At 47.7% G+C, this 19815-nt stretch carries 19 protein-coding genes; 17 read left to right on the top strand and 2 right to left on the bottom strand.

The window, feature by feature from the left end; all coding sequences use genetic code 11:
- The first annotated feature begins 103 nt into the window (after nucleotides 1-103).
- From K5Q99_RS01020 to maiA, 4 genes are all read left to right on the top strand, one after another.
- A complete protein-coding gene (locus K5Q99_RS01020; RefSeq protein WP_106650051.1) occupies nucleotides 104-442 on the top strand; it encodes a 4a-hydroxytetrahydrobiopterin dehydratase in 339 nt (112 codons plus the stop codon).
- 267 nt (nucleotides 443-709) lie between these two features.
- Nucleotides 710-2248, top strand: coding sequence for a transcriptional regulator TyrR (gene tyrR, locus K5Q99_RS01015; protein WP_220775764.1), 1539 nt, complete (start codon nucleotides 710-712; stop codon nucleotides 2246-2248).
- A 386-nt stretch (nucleotides 2249-2634) separates the two neighbouring features.
- Entirely contained in the window at nucleotides 2635-3621 is a 987-nt protein-coding gene (locus tag K5Q99_RS01010; protein WP_220775763.1) for a fumarylacetoacetate hydrolase family protein, read from the top strand.
- Between the two features lie 87 nt (nucleotides 3622-3708).
- Entirely contained in the window at nucleotides 3709-4356 is a 648-nt protein-coding gene (gene maiA, locus K5Q99_RS01005) for a maleylacetoacetate isomerase (protein WP_220775762.1), read from the top strand.
- 64 nt (nucleotides 4357-4420) lie between these two features.
- Here the strand turns inward: maiA and K5Q99_RS01000 are convergent, their stop codons facing one another.
- Nucleotides 4421-4582 carry a hypothetical protein gene (locus K5Q99_RS01000; protein ID WP_220592493.1) on the bottom strand — a complete coding sequence of 54 codons (162 nt, stop codon included), beginning with the start codon at nucleotides 4580-4582 and terminating at the stop codon, nucleotides 4421-4423.
- A 215-nt stretch (nucleotides 4583-4797) separates the two neighbouring features.
- Between K5Q99_RS01000 and K5Q99_RS00995 the strand changes: the two genes are divergently transcribed.
- Both K5Q99_RS00995 and ompW read left to right on the top strand, forming a co-directional pair.
- The gene (locus K5Q99_RS00995) at nucleotides 4798-5439 is read left to right on the top strand and encodes a nucleotidyltransferase family protein (protein WP_220775761.1); all 642 of its coding nucleotides are present in this window, start codon (nucleotides 4798-4800) and stop codon (nucleotides 5437-5439) included.
- A 512-nt stretch (nucleotides 5440-5951) separates the two neighbouring features.
- The gene (gene ompW / locus K5Q99_RS00990) at nucleotides 5952-6596 is read left to right on the top strand and encodes an outer membrane protein OmpW (protein ID WP_220775760.1); all 645 of its coding nucleotides are present in this window, start codon (nucleotides 5952-5954) and stop codon (nucleotides 6594-6596) included.
- Between the two features lie 92 nt (nucleotides 6597-6688).
- Here ompW and K5Q99_RS00985 read toward each other — a convergent pair whose 3' ends face one another.
- The gene (locus K5Q99_RS00985; RefSeq protein WP_220775759.1) at nucleotides 6689-7432 is read right to left on the bottom strand and encodes an SDR family NAD(P)-dependent oxidoreductase; all 744 of its coding nucleotides are present in this window, start codon (nucleotides 7430-7432) and stop codon (nucleotides 6689-6691) included.
- Between the two features lie 117 nt (nucleotides 7433-7549).
- Here K5Q99_RS00985 and K5Q99_RS00980 point away from each other — a divergent pair, with 117 nt between their 5' ends.
- The 11 genes from K5Q99_RS00980 to K5Q99_RS00930 all read left to right on the top strand — a co-directional run bounded on the left by K5Q99_RS00980 (nucleotide 7550) and on the right by K5Q99_RS00930 (nucleotide 19812).
- Nucleotides 7550-7969 carry a YbaY family lipoprotein gene (locus K5Q99_RS00980; protein ID WP_220775758.1) on the top strand — a complete coding sequence of 140 codons (420 nt, stop codon included), beginning with the start codon at nucleotides 7550-7552 and terminating at the stop codon, nucleotides 7967-7969.
- A 70-nt stretch (nucleotides 7970-8039) separates the two neighbouring features.
- Nucleotides 8040-8981 (top strand): homoserine O-acetyltransferase MetA, encoded by a 942-nt coding sequence (gene metA / locus K5Q99_RS00975; protein WP_106650058.1) that lies wholly within the window; start codon nucleotides 8040-8042, stop codon nucleotides 8979-8981.
- Between the two features lie 299 nt (nucleotides 8982-9280).
- Nucleotides 9281-10471, top strand: a complete 1191-nt coding sequence (locus K5Q99_RS00970) for a thiolase family protein (protein WP_220775757.1) — start codon at nucleotides 9281-9283, stop codon at nucleotides 10469-10471.
- A gap of 132 nt (nucleotides 10472-10603) precedes the next feature.
- A complete protein-coding gene (locus tag K5Q99_RS00965) occupies nucleotides 10604-12103 on the top strand; it encodes a CoA-acylating methylmalonate-semialdehyde dehydrogenase (RefSeq protein WP_220775756.1) in 1500 nt (499 codons plus the stop codon).
- A 114-nt stretch (nucleotides 12104-12217) separates the two neighbouring features.
- Nucleotides 12218-13375: an acyl-CoA dehydrogenase family protein gene (locus tag K5Q99_RS00960; RefSeq protein ID WP_106650061.1), complete on the top strand. Its 1158-nt coding sequence runs from the start codon at nucleotides 12218-12220 to the stop codon at nucleotides 13373-13375.
- A gap of 59 nt (nucleotides 13376-13434) precedes the next feature.
- Nucleotides 13435-14208, top strand: coding sequence for an enoyl-CoA hydratase (locus K5Q99_RS00955; RefSeq protein ID WP_220775755.1), 774 nt, complete (start codon nucleotides 13435-13437; stop codon nucleotides 14206-14208).
- The gene (locus K5Q99_RS00950) at nucleotides 14208-15359 is read left to right on the top strand and encodes an enoyl-CoA hydratase/isomerase family protein (RefSeq protein WP_220775754.1); all 1152 of its coding nucleotides are present in this window, start codon (nucleotides 14208-14210) and stop codon (nucleotides 15357-15359) included. Before K5Q99_RS00955 ends, K5Q99_RS00950 begins: the two co-directional genes overlap by 1 nt.
- 177 nt (nucleotides 15360-15536) lie before the next feature.
- Nucleotides 15537-16439 carry a 3-hydroxyisobutyrate dehydrogenase gene (gene mmsB / locus K5Q99_RS00945; protein WP_106650064.1) on the top strand — a complete coding sequence of 301 codons (903 nt, stop codon included), beginning with the start codon at nucleotides 15537-15539 and terminating at the stop codon, nucleotides 16437-16439.
- 24 nt (nucleotides 16440-16463) lie between these two features.
- Nucleotides 16464-17222 (top strand): SDR family oxidoreductase, encoded by a 759-nt coding sequence (locus K5Q99_RS00940; protein WP_106650065.1) that lies wholly within the window; start codon nucleotides 16464-16466, stop codon nucleotides 17220-17222.
- 214 nt (nucleotides 17223-17436) lie between these two features.
- Nucleotides 17437-17679, top strand: a complete 243-nt coding sequence (locus K5Q99_RS00935; RefSeq protein ID WP_006081033.1) for a hypothetical protein — start codon at nucleotides 17437-17439, stop codon at nucleotides 17677-17679.
- A gap of 63 nt (nucleotides 17680-17742) precedes the next feature.
- Nucleotides 17743-19812 carry a S9 family peptidase gene (locus K5Q99_RS00930; protein ID WP_220775753.1) on the top strand — a complete coding sequence of 690 codons (2070 nt, stop codon included), beginning with the start codon at nucleotides 17743-17745 and terminating at the stop codon, nucleotides 19810-19812.
- Nucleotides 19813-19815: the final 3 nt, after the last annotated feature.

Genomic DNA, 19815 nt, shown 5'->3' with positions numbered 1-19815 from the left:
CTAATTTAGCCATCTGATATTGAGTCATGCGATTTAAGTTATTAATAGAAAATGAGTAAAGTGCAACAGAAAATCCCTACCAATGTTGCCAACAGGAGTATGTATGACTGCGTTATCGAATATGAAATGTGAAGCGTGCCAAGCCGATGCACCAAAAGTGACCGATGAAGAATTGGCCGAACTTATTCGTATGATCCCCGACTGGGGCGTGCAAGTGCGTGACGGCGTAATGCAGCTTGAGCGTGTCTACAAGTTTAAAAACTTTAAACTGGCGATGGCATTCACGAATAAGCTGGCGGATTTAGCGGAAGAAGAATTCCATCATCCAGGCATTTTCACTGAATGGGGCAAAGTAACCGTCACTTGGTGGTCACACTCTATTAAGGGCCTACATAAGAATGACTTCATCATGGCCGCCAAGACAGACCAGTTACTAGGTTAATTATTTAATCAATTTAATCAGCATCTTAATCTATTTTTCGATGCTGATTTTTTCTTCCTGTTACAATTCAACTGTAAACTAGGCTTGCCACTTTCTGTTTAACCTTCTAACGTATATGGGCTCTGCTATTTCCCCTCATCGCTGACGTTTTCGTTAAGGTAACGACTTGCCTAGCAAGCGTCATTTTTGTTGTAAAGCTCAAGGCGAAAAATAGCTCTGCACGGTTTATCCCCAAAATTCGAATCAAAAAAGGGAATATCAGTCATTATGCGCTTGGAAGTCAGCTGTCAGGATCGTGTTGGTTTAGCCAAAGATATCTTAGTCGTGTTAGAGCGTTATGGTATTAATTTAATTGCCATTAATGCCAGTAACCAAGGATTCCTGTACTTACAATTTGCCGAAATCAGTTTTGAAACCTTAAGTGCCTTGATGCCGCAGATCCGCAAAGTGGAAAGTGTCCACGATGTGCGTACTGTGTCGTTTATGCCCTCAGAGCAGGAACATTACGCCCTTAAAACCTTGCTCAAAACCTTACCCGACTCCGTTTTCTCCATCGATGCTAAAGCACGTATTCGTATCGTTAACGAGTCCGCCTTGCTCAATATCGGCATGGGCGAGCACGAAGTGCTCGAAGAGTCGCTCAATCATTGGGTGCAAGGTTTTAATTTCAGCCGTTGGTTGAGTGAAAGCCAAGTCTTACCGCAAGCGGCGAGGGTACAAATCGGCCCAAACGAATATCTAGCCGAAATGCTGCCGATTTACCTGCCAGATGAAGATGAAAAAACCATCTTAGTTGGCGCTGTGGTGTCGCTAAAATCCCCCGCGCGGGTTGGAAAACAGTTTAACGCGCTGCAGAACCAAACCACTGGCTTTGAAAATGTATTAGCCAGCAGTGACAAAATGAAGGAAGTGCTAAAGCAAGCGCGGCGTATGGCCCAGCTCGATGCGCCTTTATTGATCACAGGTGAAACGGGTACTGGCAAAGAATTAATGGCCAGAGCCAGCCACGATGCCAGCATGCGCCGCGAGAAACCCTTTATCGCCATCAACTGCGCCGCTCTGCCCGACAGCGCCGCCGAAGAAGAATTATTCGGTTATGTCAGCCAAGGTAAAGTCGTTAAAAGGGGTTTCTTTGAAGAAGCCAAGGGCGGCACAGTATTTCTCGATGAAGTTGCGGAAATGTCCAAGGCCGCCCAAGTTAAGCTGCTTCGGCTATTGCAAGATGGCACCTTTAGACGTATTGGCGGTGATGAGGAAGTCCGCGCCGATGTGCGAATCATCTGCTCAACCCAGAAGAATTTAGCCGAACTGTGCCAGACTGGTGAGTTTAGGGAAGATTTGTACTATCGCATCCATGTGCTGAGTTATCACATACCGTCACTGCGCGAGCGTAAAGTCGATATCATTCCACTGACGGAAATGTTCCTCGAACATTACAGCCAACAGTTATCTAGCCCTGTGCGGCGGATTTCGGCCCAGTGCCGCGATCATTTGCTCACCTACGCTTGGCCAGGTAACGTACGCCAATTAAAAAACGCAGTATTTAGGGCAGTGTCTATGTGGGATGGTTCGGCTGAGTTGACGGTCGAACAATTAAAATTACCCTCCTACGCCGAAGGTTTTGGTTACTTTGACAATGAGTTTGAAGGCAATCTCGACGATGCAATGAAGCAGTTTGAGGCGAGTCTATTGCGCCGATTATATCCTGCCTATCCGAGCACTCGGCAGTTAGCGAAAAAGCTCGGGGTGTCGCACACCGCTATTGCCAATAAACTGCGTGAGTACAAGATAGCCAAGCGTCGTTAAGCCGTGTCCTGCTAGCTTGACGCGATAGATGTAACAGTATCGTTCCACTTAGTTGCCGACTTTTCAGGCATATTGCTTACCGAGATATTGATAAGCGGCAACTAGGTTATAAACGTAATGATTAGTTTACGAAATGTGAAATAATTGACCCAAATGTGATTTGGGTCACGCTATAGGAATCTGCGTCAGCTTCGGGTATTTCTACGCGCAACAAATACGTTAAAGCAAGCAAAAGGGCATGCCTTTGTTGGCGCGGACTGCGTAACGTGTGCGCCCTTAATGAGTCAAAAAGTCCGAGTAAAATCGCCGAATATAAGCTGGATGACGCCGCGCGTTTTCCAGCACAATAAAATTGTACGCCTAGCCTTAGAAGCACTGGAGCCAATATGAAACTTGCAAGTTATAACAATGGTCGCCGCGATGGTCAGTTGATGTTAGTTAGCCGCGATCTCACGAAAACGGTTGCCGTTCCTGCTATTGCCCACACTATGCAGCAATTACTCGACGGTTGGGATTTACTGAAACCGCAATTGCAAGAATTGTACGACGCGTTAAATGAAGGCATGTTAGATAGCGCCCAAGCGTTCGACGAAGCTAAGTGTTTGTCGCCACTGCCGCGTGCTTATCAATGGGCCGATGGCAGCGCTTATGTGAATCACGTTGAGCTAGTCCGTAAGGCTCGCGGCGCAGAAATGCCAGAAACCTTCTGGACAGATCCGCTGTTCTATCAAGGTGGGTCAGACAGTTTTATTGCCCCTAAAGCCGATATTCCACTGGCGAGTGAAGACTGGGGTATCGATTTCGAATCTGAAATCGCGATCATCACCGATGATGTGCCTATGGGCGTGAGCAGCGACAATGCGGCTAAGCATATTAAATTGTTGATGTTAGTCAACGATGTGTCACTGCGTAACTTAATCCCTGGTGAGTTGGCAAAAGGCTTTGGCTTCTTCCAATCTAAGCCATCGAGCAGTTTTTCACCTGTAGCAGTGACGCCGGATGAACTGGGCGCCCGTTGGGAAGATTCTAAAGTGCATTTACCGTTGATCACCCATTTAAACGGTGAGTTATTTGGTCGTCCGAATGCGGGCGTCGATATGACCTTTAATTTCAGTCAGTTAGTTTCACATGTGGCGAAAACCCGTCCATTGGGCGCTGGCGCGATTATTGGCTCTGGTACTATTTCTAACTATGACCGTAGCGCAGGTTCTAGCTGCTTAGCGGAAAAACGTATGTTAGAAGTGATTGCCGAAGGCAAAGCCACTACACCATTTATGCGTTTTGGCGACACTGTTCGCATCGAAATGCTTGATGACAACAATGTAACGATTTTCGGTTCTATCGATCAAAAAGTGGTTGAATACAAAGCCTAAAGCTTTCCCTTAAAGGGCGACATCGACTCAAACTAACGGGGCTTAATTGCCCCGTTTTTATACTGACTTTTATAAGGATATGAAAATATGAAACTTTATGGTTATTGGCGCTCAAGCGCGGCGTACCGAGTTCGCATCGCCCTCAATCTTAAGGGGATTTCAGCCGAGCAGTTGTCAGTGCATCTTGTACGTGATGGCGGCGAGCAGCATAAAGCGGCTTATACTGCACTAAATCCGCTCGAGTTAGTGCCAACCTTAACGTTGGATGAGTTAGATATGGATGCTTTGTCGCAATCCTTAGCCATTATTGAATATCTCGATGAAATACATCCACAAACCCCATTATTGCCTGCATCGGCTCTTGAACGTGCCCATGTGCGCGCCATGGCGCTCACGGTAGCCTGTGAAATTCATCCATTAAACAACTTGCGGGTATTACAGTATTTAACCCAAACCTTAGGGGTCGATGAGGCGGCTAAAAATACTTGGTATCACCACTGGGTTGCGAGTGGTTTTGCAGCCTTAGAAACATTGTTGATTAGGCACAGTGGTCGTTATTGCTTTGGAGATACAGTGACATTAGCCGACTTATGTTTAGTGCCGCAGGTGTATAACGCCCAGCGTTTTAATGTGGATTTAACGCCTTATCCCAATATCATGCGCGTGTGGGCTGAATGTAATCAGCTTGAAGCCTTTGCCGATGCGGCCCCAGAGCGTCAAGCGGATGCGGTGTAACGAATCGTACTGATGAAGCGTTTACAAATAGAAAGAATGGATCATGAGGCTTGCTTTGCAAGTCTTATCTTAGTGATGGGGTTTTAATGCTTTTCAGTAAAAAATGTCCGTATTGCAAAGGTAAACTCGGCGCTAAGGATGTGCCGATTAAGGAAGGACGCTGCTGCCACTGTGATAAGCCAATACGGTACAAACTCAATGTAATTAAATGGATGCTACTGTTCATGCCCATCTTTACTGTTAGCGTTAATTTGCTAGACAAAGATGTCTATGGGTTTTGGATTTGTTTTGCGGTAATGGTACCTATTTATAGTCTCGTTTCTCTACTCTGTCATGGGGTCGTAAAGTGCTCAGAAACCGATGGCGAAGTGGAGTAAGCCGAATGTCATTCCCGTGCTTATATCTGACATTGAAGCGGACGATTATGTTAAGAGTAATGTTATGAATGATGCAATGAGTGAAGCAGAACTAAAGCATCAATTACTCGAATGGATAGCTCAAGACTGCGAGCGGGTGAGGGCGCTTGAACTCGCGCTTCAATGCGCCAGAATACACTCAATGCCGCAGTGGTGCCTTGCGGCGGGATTTGTCCGTAATCTAGTCTGGGATCGCTTGCACGGATTTGAGTTGAGTCCACTGAACGATATCGATCTGATCTATTTTTGCCCTTTAGATATCAGCCCCGAGCGGGATCTGGCAATTGAAACTTATCTCAATCAGCTTGCCCCTGAGTTACCTTGGTCGGTGAAGAATCAGGCGCGCATGCATGTTCGAAATCAAGACATGGCTTACACATCTTGTGTTGATGCTATGTCCTATTGGCCAGAGCTTGAAACCGCAATCGGGGTAAGCTATCAAGCTGTCGATACAGAATCTGATGATCAGACTCAGACTTGTGTTGGGATGAAAAATCATCCCGCGTCTTATGATATTGAGCTGGTGGCTCCCTTTGGGCTGAACTCCTTGTTTGCACTCAAACTGAGTGCTAATCCAAAGCGATCATTATCCGTGTTTGAACACAGAGTTGCGACTAAGGGGTGGCTCACTCGGTATCCTTTGCTTGAGTGTTACCGCACAAGCTGATTTTCTCATTCACCCACTTTATCTCTCACTCACTCCTAAATCGACTCAAGCATCTGACTCAATTCGTCCCATGTAATTTAGCTACTCAATTGAGTTACTCACTAATTAAGACCGCTAACAGTATGGGGATCATCCTTAAGCCGTTTAGGTTCGGCCGTTTTCTGCTTCTATTCTTCCTCATCTAGTCCCATCAATTTGAACTTAATGGCCAAATCCCCTCAGCTAAGTGCTTTTTATTATTACTTAAATGTTTATTTTACTAATGTTCTCTACCTCTTGCTGTAGTCATTAGTGATGACTAATAAAGAACTTAGCTCACAGAAAACAAAGGTGTACTGTCGATAAATGTTTGAATTTCGTGATTCAGCTCCCATGTGCAGTACCTAGAAGTGAGTATTGCTCATTCACTTTGATTTGGATCAATAAAGTGGTCGCGCTTCTCTGGCAGTGTAAGCGTCAATTGTTAAGGATGTAATTTAAAACAAAAACCTATGTTGTACATATGGAGTATGATGATGAACAAAAACACTGTTTCTACACTGATCGCTGCCACCCTTTTAGCTGCTGGTTTTTCTGCTACTGTATCGGCTCACCAAGCAGGTGACATTATCGTTCGTGCGGGTGCTGTGGTTGTTGCGCCAAACGAATCAAGTGATGATGTGGCGGGTAAGGGCGAGTTCCAAATTAGCAATAACACTCAATTGGGTTTGAACTTCGGCTACATGCTGACAGATAACTTTGGGGTAGAGTTATTAGCGGCTACGCCATTCAGCCATGACGTTTCTTTGGGTGGCACTAAGATTGCCGAAACTAAACATTTGCCACCCACTTTAGTGGCGCAGTACTACTTTGGTGATGCACAGTCTAAATTACGTCCATACGTGGGTGTTGGTGTGAACTACACTAACTTCTTCGATAATGAGTTCACCAACGATTTAAATGGTGCGTTAACTGACTTGAGCATGAGCACTTCGTGGGGCTTAGCGGCACAAGCGGGTGTTGACTATCAGGTTAACAAAAACTGGTTAGTGAACGCTTCAGTGTGGTACGCGCAAATTAGCAGCGATGTGAAGTTTAAATTATCTGGTGACACTGTAGTTATCGACACCGATATAAACCCATGGGTTTATATGGTCAGCGTAGGTTACACTTTCTAATCTACGGATCAGATAAGCGTAAAAAAGGAGCCTTGGGCTCCTTTTTCGTTTCTGCACTTTATCCTGACATGTTCCACTTAGGCTAAGCCGATTTAGCGCTTTGACTTTTTAGCTTTCCAGTGGCGAGTGTTATAGATAAATTCGGGTAATAATACGGTGAGCCAAGCGACGAGGCGCCAGCGTTTGGTCACATAGACGCGGCGTTTGCCTTGTTTCATTGCCTTGATGATTTGTGCTGCGACTTGTGGCAATGGTGCAAGCCACATCGCACTTTGCTGCATAGCGGCTTTATCGAGCAAACCAAGTTGGATATCGGTAATCGTAATCGGTAGCTTAAGGCGCTGAGCATGCATACTTAAGCCCTCAAGGTAATTCTGCCCAAAGGCCTTTGAGGCGTGATAGGCCACACTTGGGCCACCGCGCAAACCTGCGATAGAGTTTATTGCCGCCAGTTGTCCATAACCTTGCTCGCGAAATAGTCTAAATGCCGTATTGCAGATAGCGGCAAAACCTCGCACATTGACATCGATAATGTCTTGCTCTGGCAGCCAAGGCAGCTCAGGGTCATAACTATTGAGGCCTGTATTGACTAAGACTAAGTGTGCGCCGCCAAGACTCTGCCAGACGGATTCAAGTTGGTTGATAATGGCTTGAGGCTGTTCAATTTGAAGTGAAAATACTTGTACTTTTGTTGGCAAGGATAAGGCAAAATCGCGGAGTGATTCTGGATCTTGGGCGAATAAGACTAATTCAACCTGTTGATCTGCCAATTGCTTTGCAATTTCACGACTTAATTGTGAGCTAGCTCCCACAATGATTGCAGTTGCTTGGGTCATAGGTTTTTCGGCAACGAAATGGTGGCTTATGATAGGAAGATATGTTCGCCAAGACAAGATTTATAGCTTGGGCGTATGGACATCTAGAAGTCTTTATGTATGATTAGGAGAAACAAAATGAACAAATGGTTGCGTTTAAGCGCGTTGAGATTAACCGCTTTAGCATTAATGGCGCTAATGGGTGTGTTATCGGGTTGTGCGACACCCAATGCTATCGTGGAGATAAAAGGCGAGACCTTGTATCGCGAACGGATTGCTCTGCCCGCCGAGGCTAAGGTCGTAGTGCAATTGCTCGATGTCTCAAAAATGGATGTGCCAGCCATAGTGATGGCGGAGCGTGTACAACAAGGTGCAGCAACACCCACGCCATTTAGTTTTGCGATTGGCAGCGATCAGTTCCAACCTGGGCACACTTATGCCATAGGTGCACGGATAATGCTCGGTGATAAGTTATTGTTTATTAATACTCAAGCCTATCATATTGACCTCAATTCGACTGAGTCAATGACGATACTGCTAGAGAAAGTCGGTGGCTAGTTAGCCCGCTCAGAAGTGAGCTGACATACGCGCCGAATCCGTTGGTATTTACGAACAGAAGAGGCGCGGTATGCCGGTTAGAATTCCAGATCATCTGCCCGCAGCAGAAGTGTTAGAGTCAGAAAATATTTTCGTTATGTCCGAGACGCGGGCGGCTAATCAAGATATCAGGCCGATGAAGGTGCTGATTTTGAACTTGATGCCGAACAAAATCGAGACAGAAACCCAGTTATTGCGCTTACTGGGCAACACGCCTTTACAAGTCGATGTGGATTTATTGCGCATTCACGACAAAGAATCCAAGCATACTTCCATCGATCACATGAATACTTTCTACCGTGATTTCGAAGCCGTGCGCCATAAAAATTACGATGGTCTTATCATCACAGGTGCGCCGCTTGGGCAAATCGATTTTGAAGATGTGGTTTATTGGGATCATATCCGTGAAATCATCGATTGGTCGCAAGAGCATGTCACCTCAGTGTTGTTTTTATGCTGGGCTGCCCATGCGGGCTTGTATCACCTCTATGGTTTAAATCGAAAAATATTGCAACAGAAGCGTTCTGGCGTATTCGTGCATCGCCGTACTTCTCAGCATTTCCCACTGCTGCGTGGTTTTGATGATGAGTTCTTTGCACCCCATTCGCGTTTTGCCGAGATGGATGTGGAAGAAATTAGACAACACCCGCAGTTGCAAGTGCTCGCCGAATCCGATGAGGCAGGCGCTTATCTGGTCCTTAGCCGCAATAATCGTAACTTGTTTGTGATGGGCCATCCTGAATATCAAAAATCGACCTTAAATGATGAATATCGCAGGGATTTAGCCCAGGGCTTAAATCCAAATGTGCCACAAAATTACTATCGCAATGATGACCCGAAAGCCGACGCCATTGCCCGCTGGCACAGCCACGGTAGCCTGCTGGTCAGTAATTGGCTTAACTACTACGTCTATCAGTTAACTCCCTACGATTTAAGCGATATGACGGCGATGACACCGTGGGAGTCTCGCTAAGGTGTTGTTTAGCCTCTTAGGGTGATGTGGTCACATGGATGTGACTTAGTCTGATACCCAAAAGCCCTTCATTTATCTCTCCTATCTCTCCCTTAGATCCTGCCGTCCACGCTTGACTGCGCTTAATCTCTGCTTTGCTGTAAATCCTTACTGACATTTTCCCTCGATAAAATCTGCACATTAGACTATTAGATACTTGCTTTACGTTCGCGTAAACGTCAGAGTGGTTTTATTGTCGATTTTATTAAACGTCCCGAGACTGCTGCTAGGTTTCGTGGTCAATTTAGGTTGGAGCCTTCATGAGTACTGAACAGTTAAATCAAGATATCGTTATCGTTGCGGCTAAACGGACCCCAATGGGCGGGTTTCAGGGCAACTTATCATCCGTAGCATCACCCATATTAGCTGCGACGGCCATTAAAGGCTTGTTAGCGGAAACGCAATTGGCGGGTGAGCATGTTGATGAAGTCTTGATGGGCTGCGTATTACCCGCAGGTTTAGGTCAAGCGCCTGCGCGTCAGGCTACTTTGGGTGCAGGATTGCCCTTATCCGTTGGTGCGACCACAGTGAACAAGGTCTGTGGCTCAGGTATGAAGACGGTCATGTTAGCCCACGATTTGATTAAAGCGGGCAGTGCAAAAGTGGTGATCGCAGGCGGCATGGAAAGCATGAGCCAAGCGCCGTATTTACTCGATAAAGCCCGCGGCGGCATGCGCATGGGCCATGGCAAAGTGTTAGACCATATGTTTTTAGATGGCCTTGAAGATGCCTACACGGGTGGCGCCATGGGGACTTTTGCCCAGAAAACCGCCGATGAATACGGCATTACCCGTGAGCAAATGGACGCTTTTGCCCTAAGCTCGCTCGAAAAAGCCAATGCGGCGATTAACTCGGGTGCCTTTAAAGCTGAAATTACCCCTGTCACTGTCAGTGATCGCCGTGGTGATGTGACTATCGATACCGACGAGCAACCCGGTAATGCCCGCCCTGAAAAAATTCCTACGCTGCGTCCAGCCTTTACCAAAGATGGCACTATCACAGCGGCAAACTCTAGCTCGATTTCCGATGGCGCAGCGGCATTAATGCTGACCTCTCGCGGAGAAGCTGAGCGTTTAGGCTTAACTGTATTAGCCACTATTAAAGGCCATACGACTCACGCCCAAGAGCCTTCACTCTTTACCACTGCACCGGTTGGCGCTATGGCGAAATTGCTGGCGAATGTGGGTTGGTCAACGGATGAAGTCGATTTATTCGAAATCAACGAAGCTTTTGCGATGGTGACTATGCTTGCCGTATCTGAACTGGGTTTAGATATTGCTAAGGTCAACGTCAATGGCGGCGCCTGCGCCTTAGGTCATCCTATTGGCTGCTCAGGTTCACGTTTACTGGTGACCTTAATTCATGCATTAAAAGCCCGCGGCCTTAAACGCGGTGTCGCCTCGCTGTGTATCGGCGGTGGTGAAGCGACGGCGATGGCGATTGAGGTTTAATCGCAAAGGTTTTTGTCAAATCAGGTTTTAGTTAAATCAACAAGACGGGGCTGGCAAGGGCAATCACTTCCCTTGAGGATAATCATAATATCGCACCGCCAGCCCATCACTCTACAAGGAAAGGATTGCAACATGACCACACAAGTAAAGCATTACATTGACGGTGAGTTTACCCAAGGTACGGGCACATCGCAGATTATTGTCACCAATCCCGCGAATAACTCGCCGATTGCCGTGATTAATGCTGCTACGAGCGAAGAAGTTCACGCTGCCATTGCTAGCGCCAAAGCCGCTTTCAAAACGTGGAAAGAAGTGCCAGTCTCTGAACGTGCGCGCGTCATGTTGCGTTATCAACATCTGCTAAAAGAACATCACGACGAACTTGCGACCATTCTTGCCCAAGAAACGGGTAAAACCTTCGAAGATGCCAAGGGCGATGTATGGCGCGGTATCGAAGTCGCTGAACACGCTTGTAACGTGGCGTCATTATTGATGGGCGAAACCGTTGAGAACGTCGCGCGTTCAATCGACACTTATAGCTACACTCAACCACTGGGTGTGTGTGCCGGTATTACGCCATTTAACTTCCCTGCGATGATCCCGTTATGGATGTTCCCACTGGCAATTGCTTGCGGTAACACCTTCATTTTAAAACCTTCAGAACAAGATCCAATGACGCCGCAGCGCCTTGTTGAACTGTTTGTTGAAGCGGGCGCACCTAAGGGCGTATTGCAATTAGTGCATGGCGACAAAACTGCCGTGGATATTCTGCTGGCAGACCCTGCAATTAAAGCAATTTCCTTCGTCGGTTCTGTGGCTGTGGGCCAGTATATTTATAAAACCGGTACCGATAATTTAAAACGCGTACAAGCCTTTGCGGGCGCGAAAAATCACTGCGTTATCATGCCTGATGCGAACAAACAGCAAGTGATCAATAACTTAGTTGGCGCCTCTGTAGGCGCGGCGGGTCAGCGCTGTATGGCGATTTCGGTTGCCGTGTTTGTTGGCGCCGCTAAAGAGTGGATCCCTGAATTAAAAGAAGCCTTAGCCAAGGTTCGCCCAGGTTTATGGGACGATAAAGCAGCAGGTTACGGCCCTGTCATAAGCCCTGCAGCTAAGGCACGCGTGCTCAAGCTTATCAAGCAGGGGATTGATGAAGGCGCCGAGTGTTTGCTCGATGGCAGCGACTTTACTGTGGAAGGTTATGAGTCAGGCAACTGGATTGGCCCAACCATGTTCAATAAAGTCTCCACAGAGATGAGCATCTATAAGGAAGAAATCTTCGGCCCTGTACTGTGTTGCATGGAATCAGACTCCTTAGAAGCGGCCATCGAATTAGTCAATGCCAGCCCTTATGGCAACGGCACGTCTATCTTTACTGCCAGCGGTGCGGCTGCTCGTAAATATCAACACGAAATAGAAGTCGGCCAAGTGGGAATTAACGTACCTATTCCTGTGCCATTGCCTTTCTTCTCATTTACTGGTTGGAAGGGCAGTTTCTATGGCGATCAACATGCTTACGGTAAGCAAGCGGTACGTTTCTATACCGAGACTAAAACCATCACTTCACGCTGGTTCGAGTCCGATATCGCCGTGGCTTCTACGCCAAACATGAGCATTAATCTACGCTAAGCTAGTACGCAAAGCTCAGTGATGAAGCTCAGTGATTAATCGATAAACCACGGCGTCTTCACGGCGCCCAATTTATTCAATAAGAAAGTGACCACAGAGTCATAGGAGAGCCCAATGGATTTTAATTTCAATGATGACCAACGCCAGTTTGCCGATCTGGCGCGCCAATTTGCCGCAGATGAGTTAGCGCCTTTCGCGGCTAAGTGGGATGAAGAACATCATTTCCCCAAAGACGTGATCCAAAAAGCCGGTGAGCTGGGTTTTTGCTCACTCTATTCGCCAGAATCCGAAGGCGGCATGGGCTTATCGCGCCTCGATGCCTCGATTATTTTTGAAGAACTCGCCAAGGGCTGCACCGCGACCACGGCCATGTTGACTATTCACAATATGGCCACTTGGATGGTGACAACTTGGGGAACTGAAACCCTGCGTCAGACTTGGTCTGAGCCGTTAACCACAGGGCAAATGTTAGCGTCCTATTGTTTAACTGAGCCGGGTGCGGGTTCGGACGCCGCATCTTTGCAAACCAAAGCGGTGCGCGACGGCGATGAATATGTGATTTCAGGCTCGAAGATGTTTATCTCAGGAGCGGGCGCTACCGAGTTATTGGTAGTGATGTGCCGCACAGGCCAAGCTGGACCTAAGGGTATTTCAGCGATTGCGATCCCAGCAGATGCCGCTGGCGTTATCTACGGTAAAGCTGAAGATAAAATGGGTTGGAATGCCCAGCCGACCCGTCAAATTACCTTTGAAAACGTGCGCGTGCCAGTAGCGAATTTGCTCGGTGAAGAAGGCCAAGGTTTTGCCTTCGCGATGAAAGGCTTAGACGGCGGACGTATCAATATCGCGACCTGTTCAGTAGGCACTGCGCAAGCGGCGCTGGAGCGTGCAACTCAGTATATGAATGAGCGTCAGCAATTTGGTAAACCGTTAGCGGCTTTCCAAGCATTGCAATTTAAACTTGCCGATATGGCGACAGAATTAGTCGCAGCCCGCCAAATGGTGCGCCTTGCGGCCTTTAAACTCGACAGCAGCGATCCTGAAGCCACTGCCTATTGCGCCATGGCGAAGCGTTTTGCCACCGATGTGGGCTTTCAAGTCTGTGATGCGGCGCTGCAAATTCATGGCGGATATGGTTATATAAGGGAGTACCCGCTGGAACGTCATTTCCGTGATGTGCGTGTACACCAAATTTTAGAAGGCACCAACGAAATTATGCGCTTAATTATCGCCCGTCGTTTACTCGATGAAAATGCAGGACAAATCCTCTAAGTCCACTCGCAAGCAGTGTGACTTATCGGTTGGCGATAACATAAAAGGAGTCTATATAGATGGAATATTTAGTAGAACGTATCGAAGGCCATACGGCCATTCTGACGATGAATAATCCACCGGCAAACACTTGGACCGCCGAGAGTTTGCAGGCGCTCAAAGCCAAAGTGCTTGAGCTGAATGCGAATAAAGAAATTTATGCCTTAGTGTTAACGGGCCAAGGGCAAAAGTTTTTCTCTGCCGGTGCCGATTTGAAGCTGTTTAGTGACGGTGACAAAGGCAATGCGGCGACGATGGCAAAGCACTTCGGCGAAGCTTTTGAAACCTTAAGCCAATTTCGCGGTGTATCGATTGCCGCGATTAACGGTTATGCCATGGGCGGCGGCTTAGAAGTCGCACTGGCCTGCGATATTCGTATCGCTGAAATCCAAGCTGTAATGGCATTGCCTGAAGCGACAGTGGGTTTATTACCTTGCGCGGGTGGCACCCAGAATTTGACCGCTTTAGTCGGTGAAGGTTGGGCTAAACGGATGATTTTATGCGGTGAGCGCGTCGATGCGACTCAGGCTTTGAATCTGCGTTTAGTTGAAGAAGTGGTTGAAACGGGCGAAGCGCTCAATGCGGCAATTGCCCTTGCAACGAAAGTGGCCAACCAAAGCCCAAGCAGCGTCACAGCGTGCAAGACACTCATTCAAGCGGGCCGCACTATGGCGCGTAGCCAAGCGCTGCCGATTGAGCGTGAATTATTTGTCGGGTTATTTGATACCGAAGATCAGGCCGAAGGCGTGAATGCGTTTTTGGGCAAACGTAAAGCTGATTGGAAGAACCGCTAATGACTAATGTAGTAGATAAGGTAAATCAGGCCACTACCACGCAAAACGTGGTGTTTCAAACCTTAGCCACCGCGTCCGGTAAGTTGATTGGGGTGGTGACACTCAATGTGGAAAAAGCCCTCAACGCCTTAGATTTAGACATGGTGCGCGCTATGACGGCGCAGCTCAATTTGTGGAAAAAAGATCCGTTAATCGCCTGTGTGGTACTCGATGGCAGCGGTGAGAAGGCATTTTGTGCGGGTGGTGATGTGCGTGCTTTATACCATGCATCCATTGCCGCTAAAGGACAAGTGACTGAGGAGGCGAAGGTTTTCTTCGAAGAGGAATATCGCCTCGATTATCTACTGCATACCTTTGGCAAACCTGTATTGGTGTGGGGCGACGGCATTGTGATGGGCGGTGGGCTCGGTTTGATGGCGGGCGCAAGCCACAGAGTTGTTACCGAAACTTCGCGTATTGCTATGCCTGAAGTGACGATTGGCCTTTACCCCGATGTGGGCGGCAGTTATTTCCTTAATCGCATGCAGGGCAAAATGGGACTGTTTTTAGGGCTCACTGCCTATCAACTCAATGCTGCCGATGCCTGTTATGTGGGCCTTGCGGATCATTACCTGAACCGTGACGACAAAGAACTGATGTTCGATGCCATGGCCACTTTAGATTGGAGCGATACACCTGCGCTTAATCATCAACGCTTAGATAGCATGATCAACGAGTTATCTAATCAAGTGGATATCCCGAAGGGCGAAAGTGTATTGGCGGACAGCCAAGATAATATCGATCGACTGATGGCGGGCAGCTTGGAGGATATCGTTACGCGTATGTCGACGTTAGCCTCGGAAGATGCTTGGTTAATGAAGGCGCGCGACACCTTCCTTGCAGGCAGTCCTATCAGCTGGCATCTGGTTAATATCCAATCACAACTTGGTACTAAGTTAAGCTTAGCTGAATGTTTTAAATGGGAATTAACCGCCAGCGTTAACGTGTGTGCCCATGGTGATTTCTGCGAAGGGGTTCGCGCACTCTTGATTGATAAAGACAGACAACCCCAGTGGCGCTTTAAGGATGTTAGCTCAGTGCCTACCGCTGTACTTGAGCAAATATTGACTTCCCCTTGGGGCGAGGCGCATCCCTTTAGCCAACTGAGCTAAGCGTTGAGTTAATTGTGCATAGAGTTGACTAAGCGTTGACTTGATTAACGCAGCACTTGAATAGTGCTGAGTGTATAGGCTCAGCCAAGTTCGCTTTACTCTGTGATAACGACAGCATAATCAACAGACTAGCAGTATCACTACACTAAAAAAAGAACAGCACACAGGAGTGACAGCATGAGTACAGTAGCATTTATAGGTTTAGGTAATATGGGCGGCCCAATGGCAGCCAATTTATTAAAAGCGGGCATGACGGTTCGCGTATTTGATTTAGTCCCAGAAGCCATGCAAAGCCTTGCCGAGCAAGGGGCCTTTGTTTCTAGTACGGCTTGCGGCGCGGCGGCGGGTGCCAATGTAGTGATCACTATGCTGCCTGCGGGTAAGCATGTGAAAAATTTATATTTAGGCAATGGCACAGACAAAGGCCTGCTCGAGGTTGTTGCGGGTGATACTTTACTGATCGATTGCTCGACCATAGATGCGCAAAGCGCGCAATTAGTGGCGGCCGAAGCGGCTAAAAGCGGCATAGAGTTTATGGATGCACCGGTTTCTGGCGGCACTGCAGGCGCGGCGGCGGGCACTTTAACCTTTATTTGTGGTGGTTCCGATAGCGCATTTGAGCGGGGTCAGCCAGTGCTGAAAGCTATGGGGGTGAACATATTCCACGCCGGTGGCCCAGGTGCGGGACAAGTCGCTAAAATCTGCAATAACATGCTGTTATCTGTGTTGATGGTCGGTACTTCAGAGGCGTTGCAAATGGGCATTGACCATGGTCTCGATCCTAAAGTCTTGTCCGACATTATGAAGGTCAGCAGTGGTGGCAACTGGACGTTAGAGAAGTACAATCCCTGCCCAGGTGTGATGGAGACTGTACCTTCTTCTAAGGGCTATCAGGGCGGCTTTATGGTAGATTTGATGGTTAAAGATCTCGGTCTGTCCCAAGAAGCCGCATTATTGAGCAACTCCAGCACGCCAATGGGCGCTTTAGCCCGCAGCTTGTATGTTAATCATGCAAGACAAGGTAACGGCCGCCGAGATTTTTCCAGTATTTTTGAACAATTTGCACAACTTAAAAAATAGACATAGTTAACAAGGGATAACCAGATGGATTTAAAAGATAAGGTTGTCGTCATTACTGGCGGCGCGGGTGGCTTAGGTCTGGCAATGGCGCAAAATTTTGCGCAGGCGGGTGCTAAGATAGCGCTTATCGACGTGGACCAAGAAAAACTCGAGCGAGCTTGCGCTGAGCTTGGATCGGACACTGAAGTCCAAGGTTATGCCTTAGACATTACCGACGAAGAAGACGTCGTGGCAGGTTTTGCCTATATTCTCGAAGACTTTGGCCAAGTTAACGTGTTAGTGAACAACGCCGGTATTCTGCGCGATGGCCTGTTAGTCAAGGCCAAAGACGGCAAAGTCACCGACCGTATGTCATTCGAGCAATTTCAATCTGTGATCAATGTGAACTTGACGGGTAGCTTCCTCTGCGGTCGTGAGGCGGCAGCGGCCATGATTGAATCCGGTCAAGCGGGCGTGATTGTTAATATCTCTAGCTTAGCGAAAGCGGGCAACATGGGTCAGTCGAACTATGCCGCTTCAAAAGCAGGCGTCGCGGCCATGTCTGTTGGCTGGGCGAAGGAATTAGCGCGTTACAATATCCGTAGTGCCGCGGTTGCACCGGGCGTTATTGCTACTGAGATGACAGCGGCAATGAAACCTGAGGCGCTGGAGCGTTTAGAGAAGCTAGTGCCAGTAGGACGCTTGGGTCATGCTGACGAGATAGCCTCTACCGTACGCTTTATTATCGAGAACGACTATGTCAATGGTCGCGTGTTCGAAATCGATGGTGGTATCCGTCTATAATGGCGGTATCTTATTGATATTCATAAAAACCGAGCTGAGGCTCGGTTTTTTATTGCGTAAAGAAATATAGTGGTTTTTTAAACTCAGTCTTTGGATTTATTTAGATTTTACTGTTGGAGTTGACATTTAGTTGTTAACCTTCAACAATCGCCCTCCCGTTTTTTTACATAACTTTACATACATGTTGTCGCATGTAATGGAGCTTAACATCCGGATGTCTTGGCAGGATAAAGCCCTCTGGCTTGAGAAAATCACTAAACGCATGATGTTGATCGTGGGTGTCTTAGGGTTGATTGTGATCTATTGCGGGTTCTTTTTTCTGCTCTTCAGTGGTCGCTCCGTGGCCGTGATCCCGTGGTTTTTCCTTATCTCACCTTGGGTGTGTATTTATTTTGGCTTAACGCAAGTACAGCAAGTGCAAGTGGTAAATTGGTTCTTAAAAAAATTTAAAAAATAACCAATTTTCGTACGTTCCTATTTTGTTTCGGTTTGTGAAGTTGGCAAACATTGGGGAGAAACAATGAAGTTACATGGATATTTATGGGTGCTTGGGAGTTTGTTTTGTTTGGGGGCTTGCGAGCGCTCGAACAAAGAAACACCGCATCTAAGTGATAATGGTGGGCGTATCATTGCGCCCTATGGCAGTTGGCTGTCTCCCTTATCGGCAAATGAGGTATTTGAACAGGCCGATAATGTGGCCGAGTTGCAAAGCGTAGATGGGGCGATTTATTTTTCTGAAGCCGATGGTGATAGACAAGGTCAAGTAGGGATTAAGCGTCTCGATAAAAAGGGTAATATCACTGACGTTGTACCACCAAGCTTTAATGTTAAATCCACCGTCCATGAATACGGCGGCGCCGCCTTTTTAGGGATAGGTCAGAGTTTGTTTGCCACTAAGGCACAGGACCAACTGTTTTATCGTTTCGCTCCTAATCAACCTCCGCTGCCGTTAACGCCCAATGGCACCCGTCATGCCGACTGTATTGCTTATCCCAAAGGATCGCGAATTATCTGCGTGCGTGAGGATCATCGCCAGCCCGGTGAGCCCAAGGCGAGTCTAGTAACAATCAATCTTAACTTTGCTGGCGAAGGTGATACCTTTGTCTCGGGGCATGATTTTATTTCTTCGCCCGCCATCTCGCCCGATAATAGCCAACTGGCGTGGATCACGTGGGAACATCCCTACATGCCATGGGACAGCAGTATTCTCTGGCTTGGCGATCTCGACCGTAAAGGGCAATTACACAATATTCGTCAGGTCAACACGCCTACGGATTCTTCCGTGACGCAGCCATTATTCAGCCCTGATGGACAATTGTATGTCGTGTCGGATATCAGTAACTGGTGGAATATCTATCGAGTCACAGCACAAAATACCTTAGCCCCTGTGCTGAGCAAAAAAGCCGAGTTTGCCGTGGCTGATTGGCATTTAGGTAATCACAACTACGCCTTCGAATCTGAAACAACCATTATTGCCAGTTATATGCTTGGCAGTCAGGCGGCGCTAATCCGGCTGCATTTGGATTCGGGTTTGACCGAGTCTTTAGCTGTCGATTTCGGCGAAATTACCCAAGTGATTAGAGGTGAAGATGCCGTCTATTTTGTGGGTGCTAAGGCGACGCCAGAGAAGGGTATTTATAAAGTCATCGGCCGCGGCACTGAGTTGGTGTATACGCCTAGCTTGCCAAAGCTAGACCCCAATTATATTTCTCGGGCAAAAAATATTACCTTTAAAACCGGCGTTAACCAGCAAGCCTACGGTTATTTTTATGGTCCAGTTAACCCCAACTATACTGCGCCCCATGATACCCGTCCGCCGCTCATCGTGATGCTGCACGGTGGCCCAACGGCGCGAGCGAGTTTGGCTTATCGCAGTGATATTCAATTTTGGACCAGTCGTGGCTTTGCGGTGCTCGATGTTAATTTTCGCGGTAGCAGTGGTTTTGGCCGTGCCTATCGTCAAAGTATTTACGGAAAATGGGGCCAGGCCGATGTGGAAGATGCGGTCAATGCGGCCCGTTATTTGGTTGATAAAGGCTGGGTTGATGGACAAAAGCTGGCGATTCGAGGCGTAAGCGCTGGTGGGTTAACTGTGATGTCGTCCTTGGCTTTTTATGATGTGTTTCAAGCGGGTGTCAGTTACGCGGGGATCAGTGATTTTGAACAGCTAGCCAAGAGTACCCATAAGTTTGAGACTGGGTATTTAGATCAACTCATTGGGCCTTATGCGAATAATCAAGCCCGATATAGGGAGCTGTCGCCGCTGTATCATCTTGAAGGCTTGAATGAGCCCTTGTTAATTTTTCAAGGTCTGCGGGATCAAATTGTGCCGCCACAGCAGTCGCGAAAAATTTATGAGGCGTTAAAAGTGAGAGGTGTGCCAACGGCTTATATCGCCTATCAAGATGAGCCACACGGAGGTTGGAAACCCGAGCACCGAGCCGCAGGATTAGAGACCGAACTCGCATTTTATGGCCAAGTGTTTAATTTCATTCCCGCGGGCAAATTGGCCACTCTGGTGCTGGATAATGCTGCGGCGTTAAAGCCACCCGTCTTGAAAGGTCATCCCCGCGCAACTCGTGGTTATTGATCT

This window comes from Shewanella hafniensis (genome assembly GCF_019655335.1).
GTDB lineage: Bacteria > Pseudomonadota > Gammaproteobacteria > Enterobacterales > Shewanellaceae > Shewanella > Shewanella hafniensis.
The sequence above is the reverse complement of the archived record's forward strand: the minus strand, read 5'-3'. Positions and strand labels throughout refer to the sequence as shown.

Excerpts from the sequence above, each read along its gene's own strand:
- metA (WP_106650058.1), top strand. The coding sequence starts at position 8,040 with ATGCCGGTTAGAATTCCAGATCATCTGCCCGCAGCAGAAGTGTTAGAG.
- K5Q99_RS00980 (WP_220775758.1), top strand. The coding sequence starts at position 7,550 with ATGAACAAATGGTTGCGTTTAAGCGCGTTGAGATTAACCGCTTTAGCA.
- ompW (WP_220775760.1), top strand. The coding sequence starts at position 5,952 with ATGATGAACAAAAACACTGTTTCTACACTGATCGCTGCCACCCTTTTA.
- K5Q99_RS00950 (WP_220775754.1), top strand. The coding sequence starts at position 14,208 with ATGACTAATGTAGTAGATAAGGTAAATCAGGCCACTACCACGCAAAAC.
- K5Q99_RS00960 (WP_106650061.1), top strand. The coding sequence starts at position 12,218 with ATGGATTTTAATTTCAATGATGACCAACGCCAGTTTGCCGATCTGGCG.
- K5Q99_RS01020 (WP_106650051.1), top strand. The coding sequence starts at position 104 with ATGACTGCGTTATCGAATATGAAATGTGAAGCGTGCCAAGCCGATGCA.
- K5Q99_RS00995 (WP_220775761.1), top strand. The coding sequence starts at position 4,798 with ATGAATGATGCAATGAGTGAAGCAGAACTAAAGCATCAATTACTCGAA.
- K5Q99_RS01010 (WP_220775763.1), top strand. The coding sequence starts at position 2,635 with ATGAAACTTGCAAGTTATAACAATGGTCGCCGCGATGGTCAGTTGATG.
- K5Q99_RS00935 (WP_006081033.1), top strand. The coding sequence starts at position 17,437 with ATGTCTTGGCAGGATAAAGCCCTCTGGCTTGAGAAAATCACTAAACGC.
- K5Q99_RS00970 (WP_220775757.1), top strand. The coding sequence starts at position 9,281 with ATGAGTACTGAACAGTTAAATCAAGATATCGTTATCGTTGCGGCTAAA.
- mmsB (WP_106650064.1), top strand. The coding sequence starts at position 15,537 with ATGAGTACAGTAGCATTTATAGGTTTAGGTAATATGGGCGGCCCAATG.
- K5Q99_RS01000 (WP_220592493.1), bottom strand. The coding sequence starts at position 4,582 with ATGAACAGTAGCATCCATTTAATTACATTGAGTTTGTACCGTATTGGC.
- K5Q99_RS00930 (WP_220775753.1), top strand. The coding sequence starts at position 17,743 with ATGAAGTTACATGGATATTTATGGGTGCTTGGGAGTTTGTTTTGTTTG.
- K5Q99_RS00955 (WP_220775755.1), top strand. The coding sequence starts at position 13,435 with ATGGAATATTTAGTAGAACGTATCGAAGGCCATACGGCCATTCTGACG.
- K5Q99_RS00965 (WP_220775756.1), top strand. The coding sequence starts at position 10,604 with ATGACCACACAAGTAAAGCATTACATTGACGGTGAGTTTACCCAAGGT.
- tyrR (WP_220775764.1), top strand. The coding sequence starts at position 710 with ATGCGCTTGGAAGTCAGCTGTCAGGATCGTGTTGGTTTAGCCAAAGAT.
- K5Q99_RS00985 (WP_220775759.1), bottom strand. The coding sequence starts at position 7,432 with ATGACCCAAGCAACTGCAATCATTGTGGGAGCTAGCTCACAATTAAGT.
- K5Q99_RS00940 (WP_106650065.1), top strand. The coding sequence starts at position 16,464 with ATGGATTTAAAAGATAAGGTTGTCGTCATTACTGGCGGCGCGGGTGGC.
- maiA (WP_220775762.1), top strand. The coding sequence starts at position 3,709 with ATGAAACTTTATGGTTATTGGCGCTCAAGCGCGGCGTACCGAGTTCGC.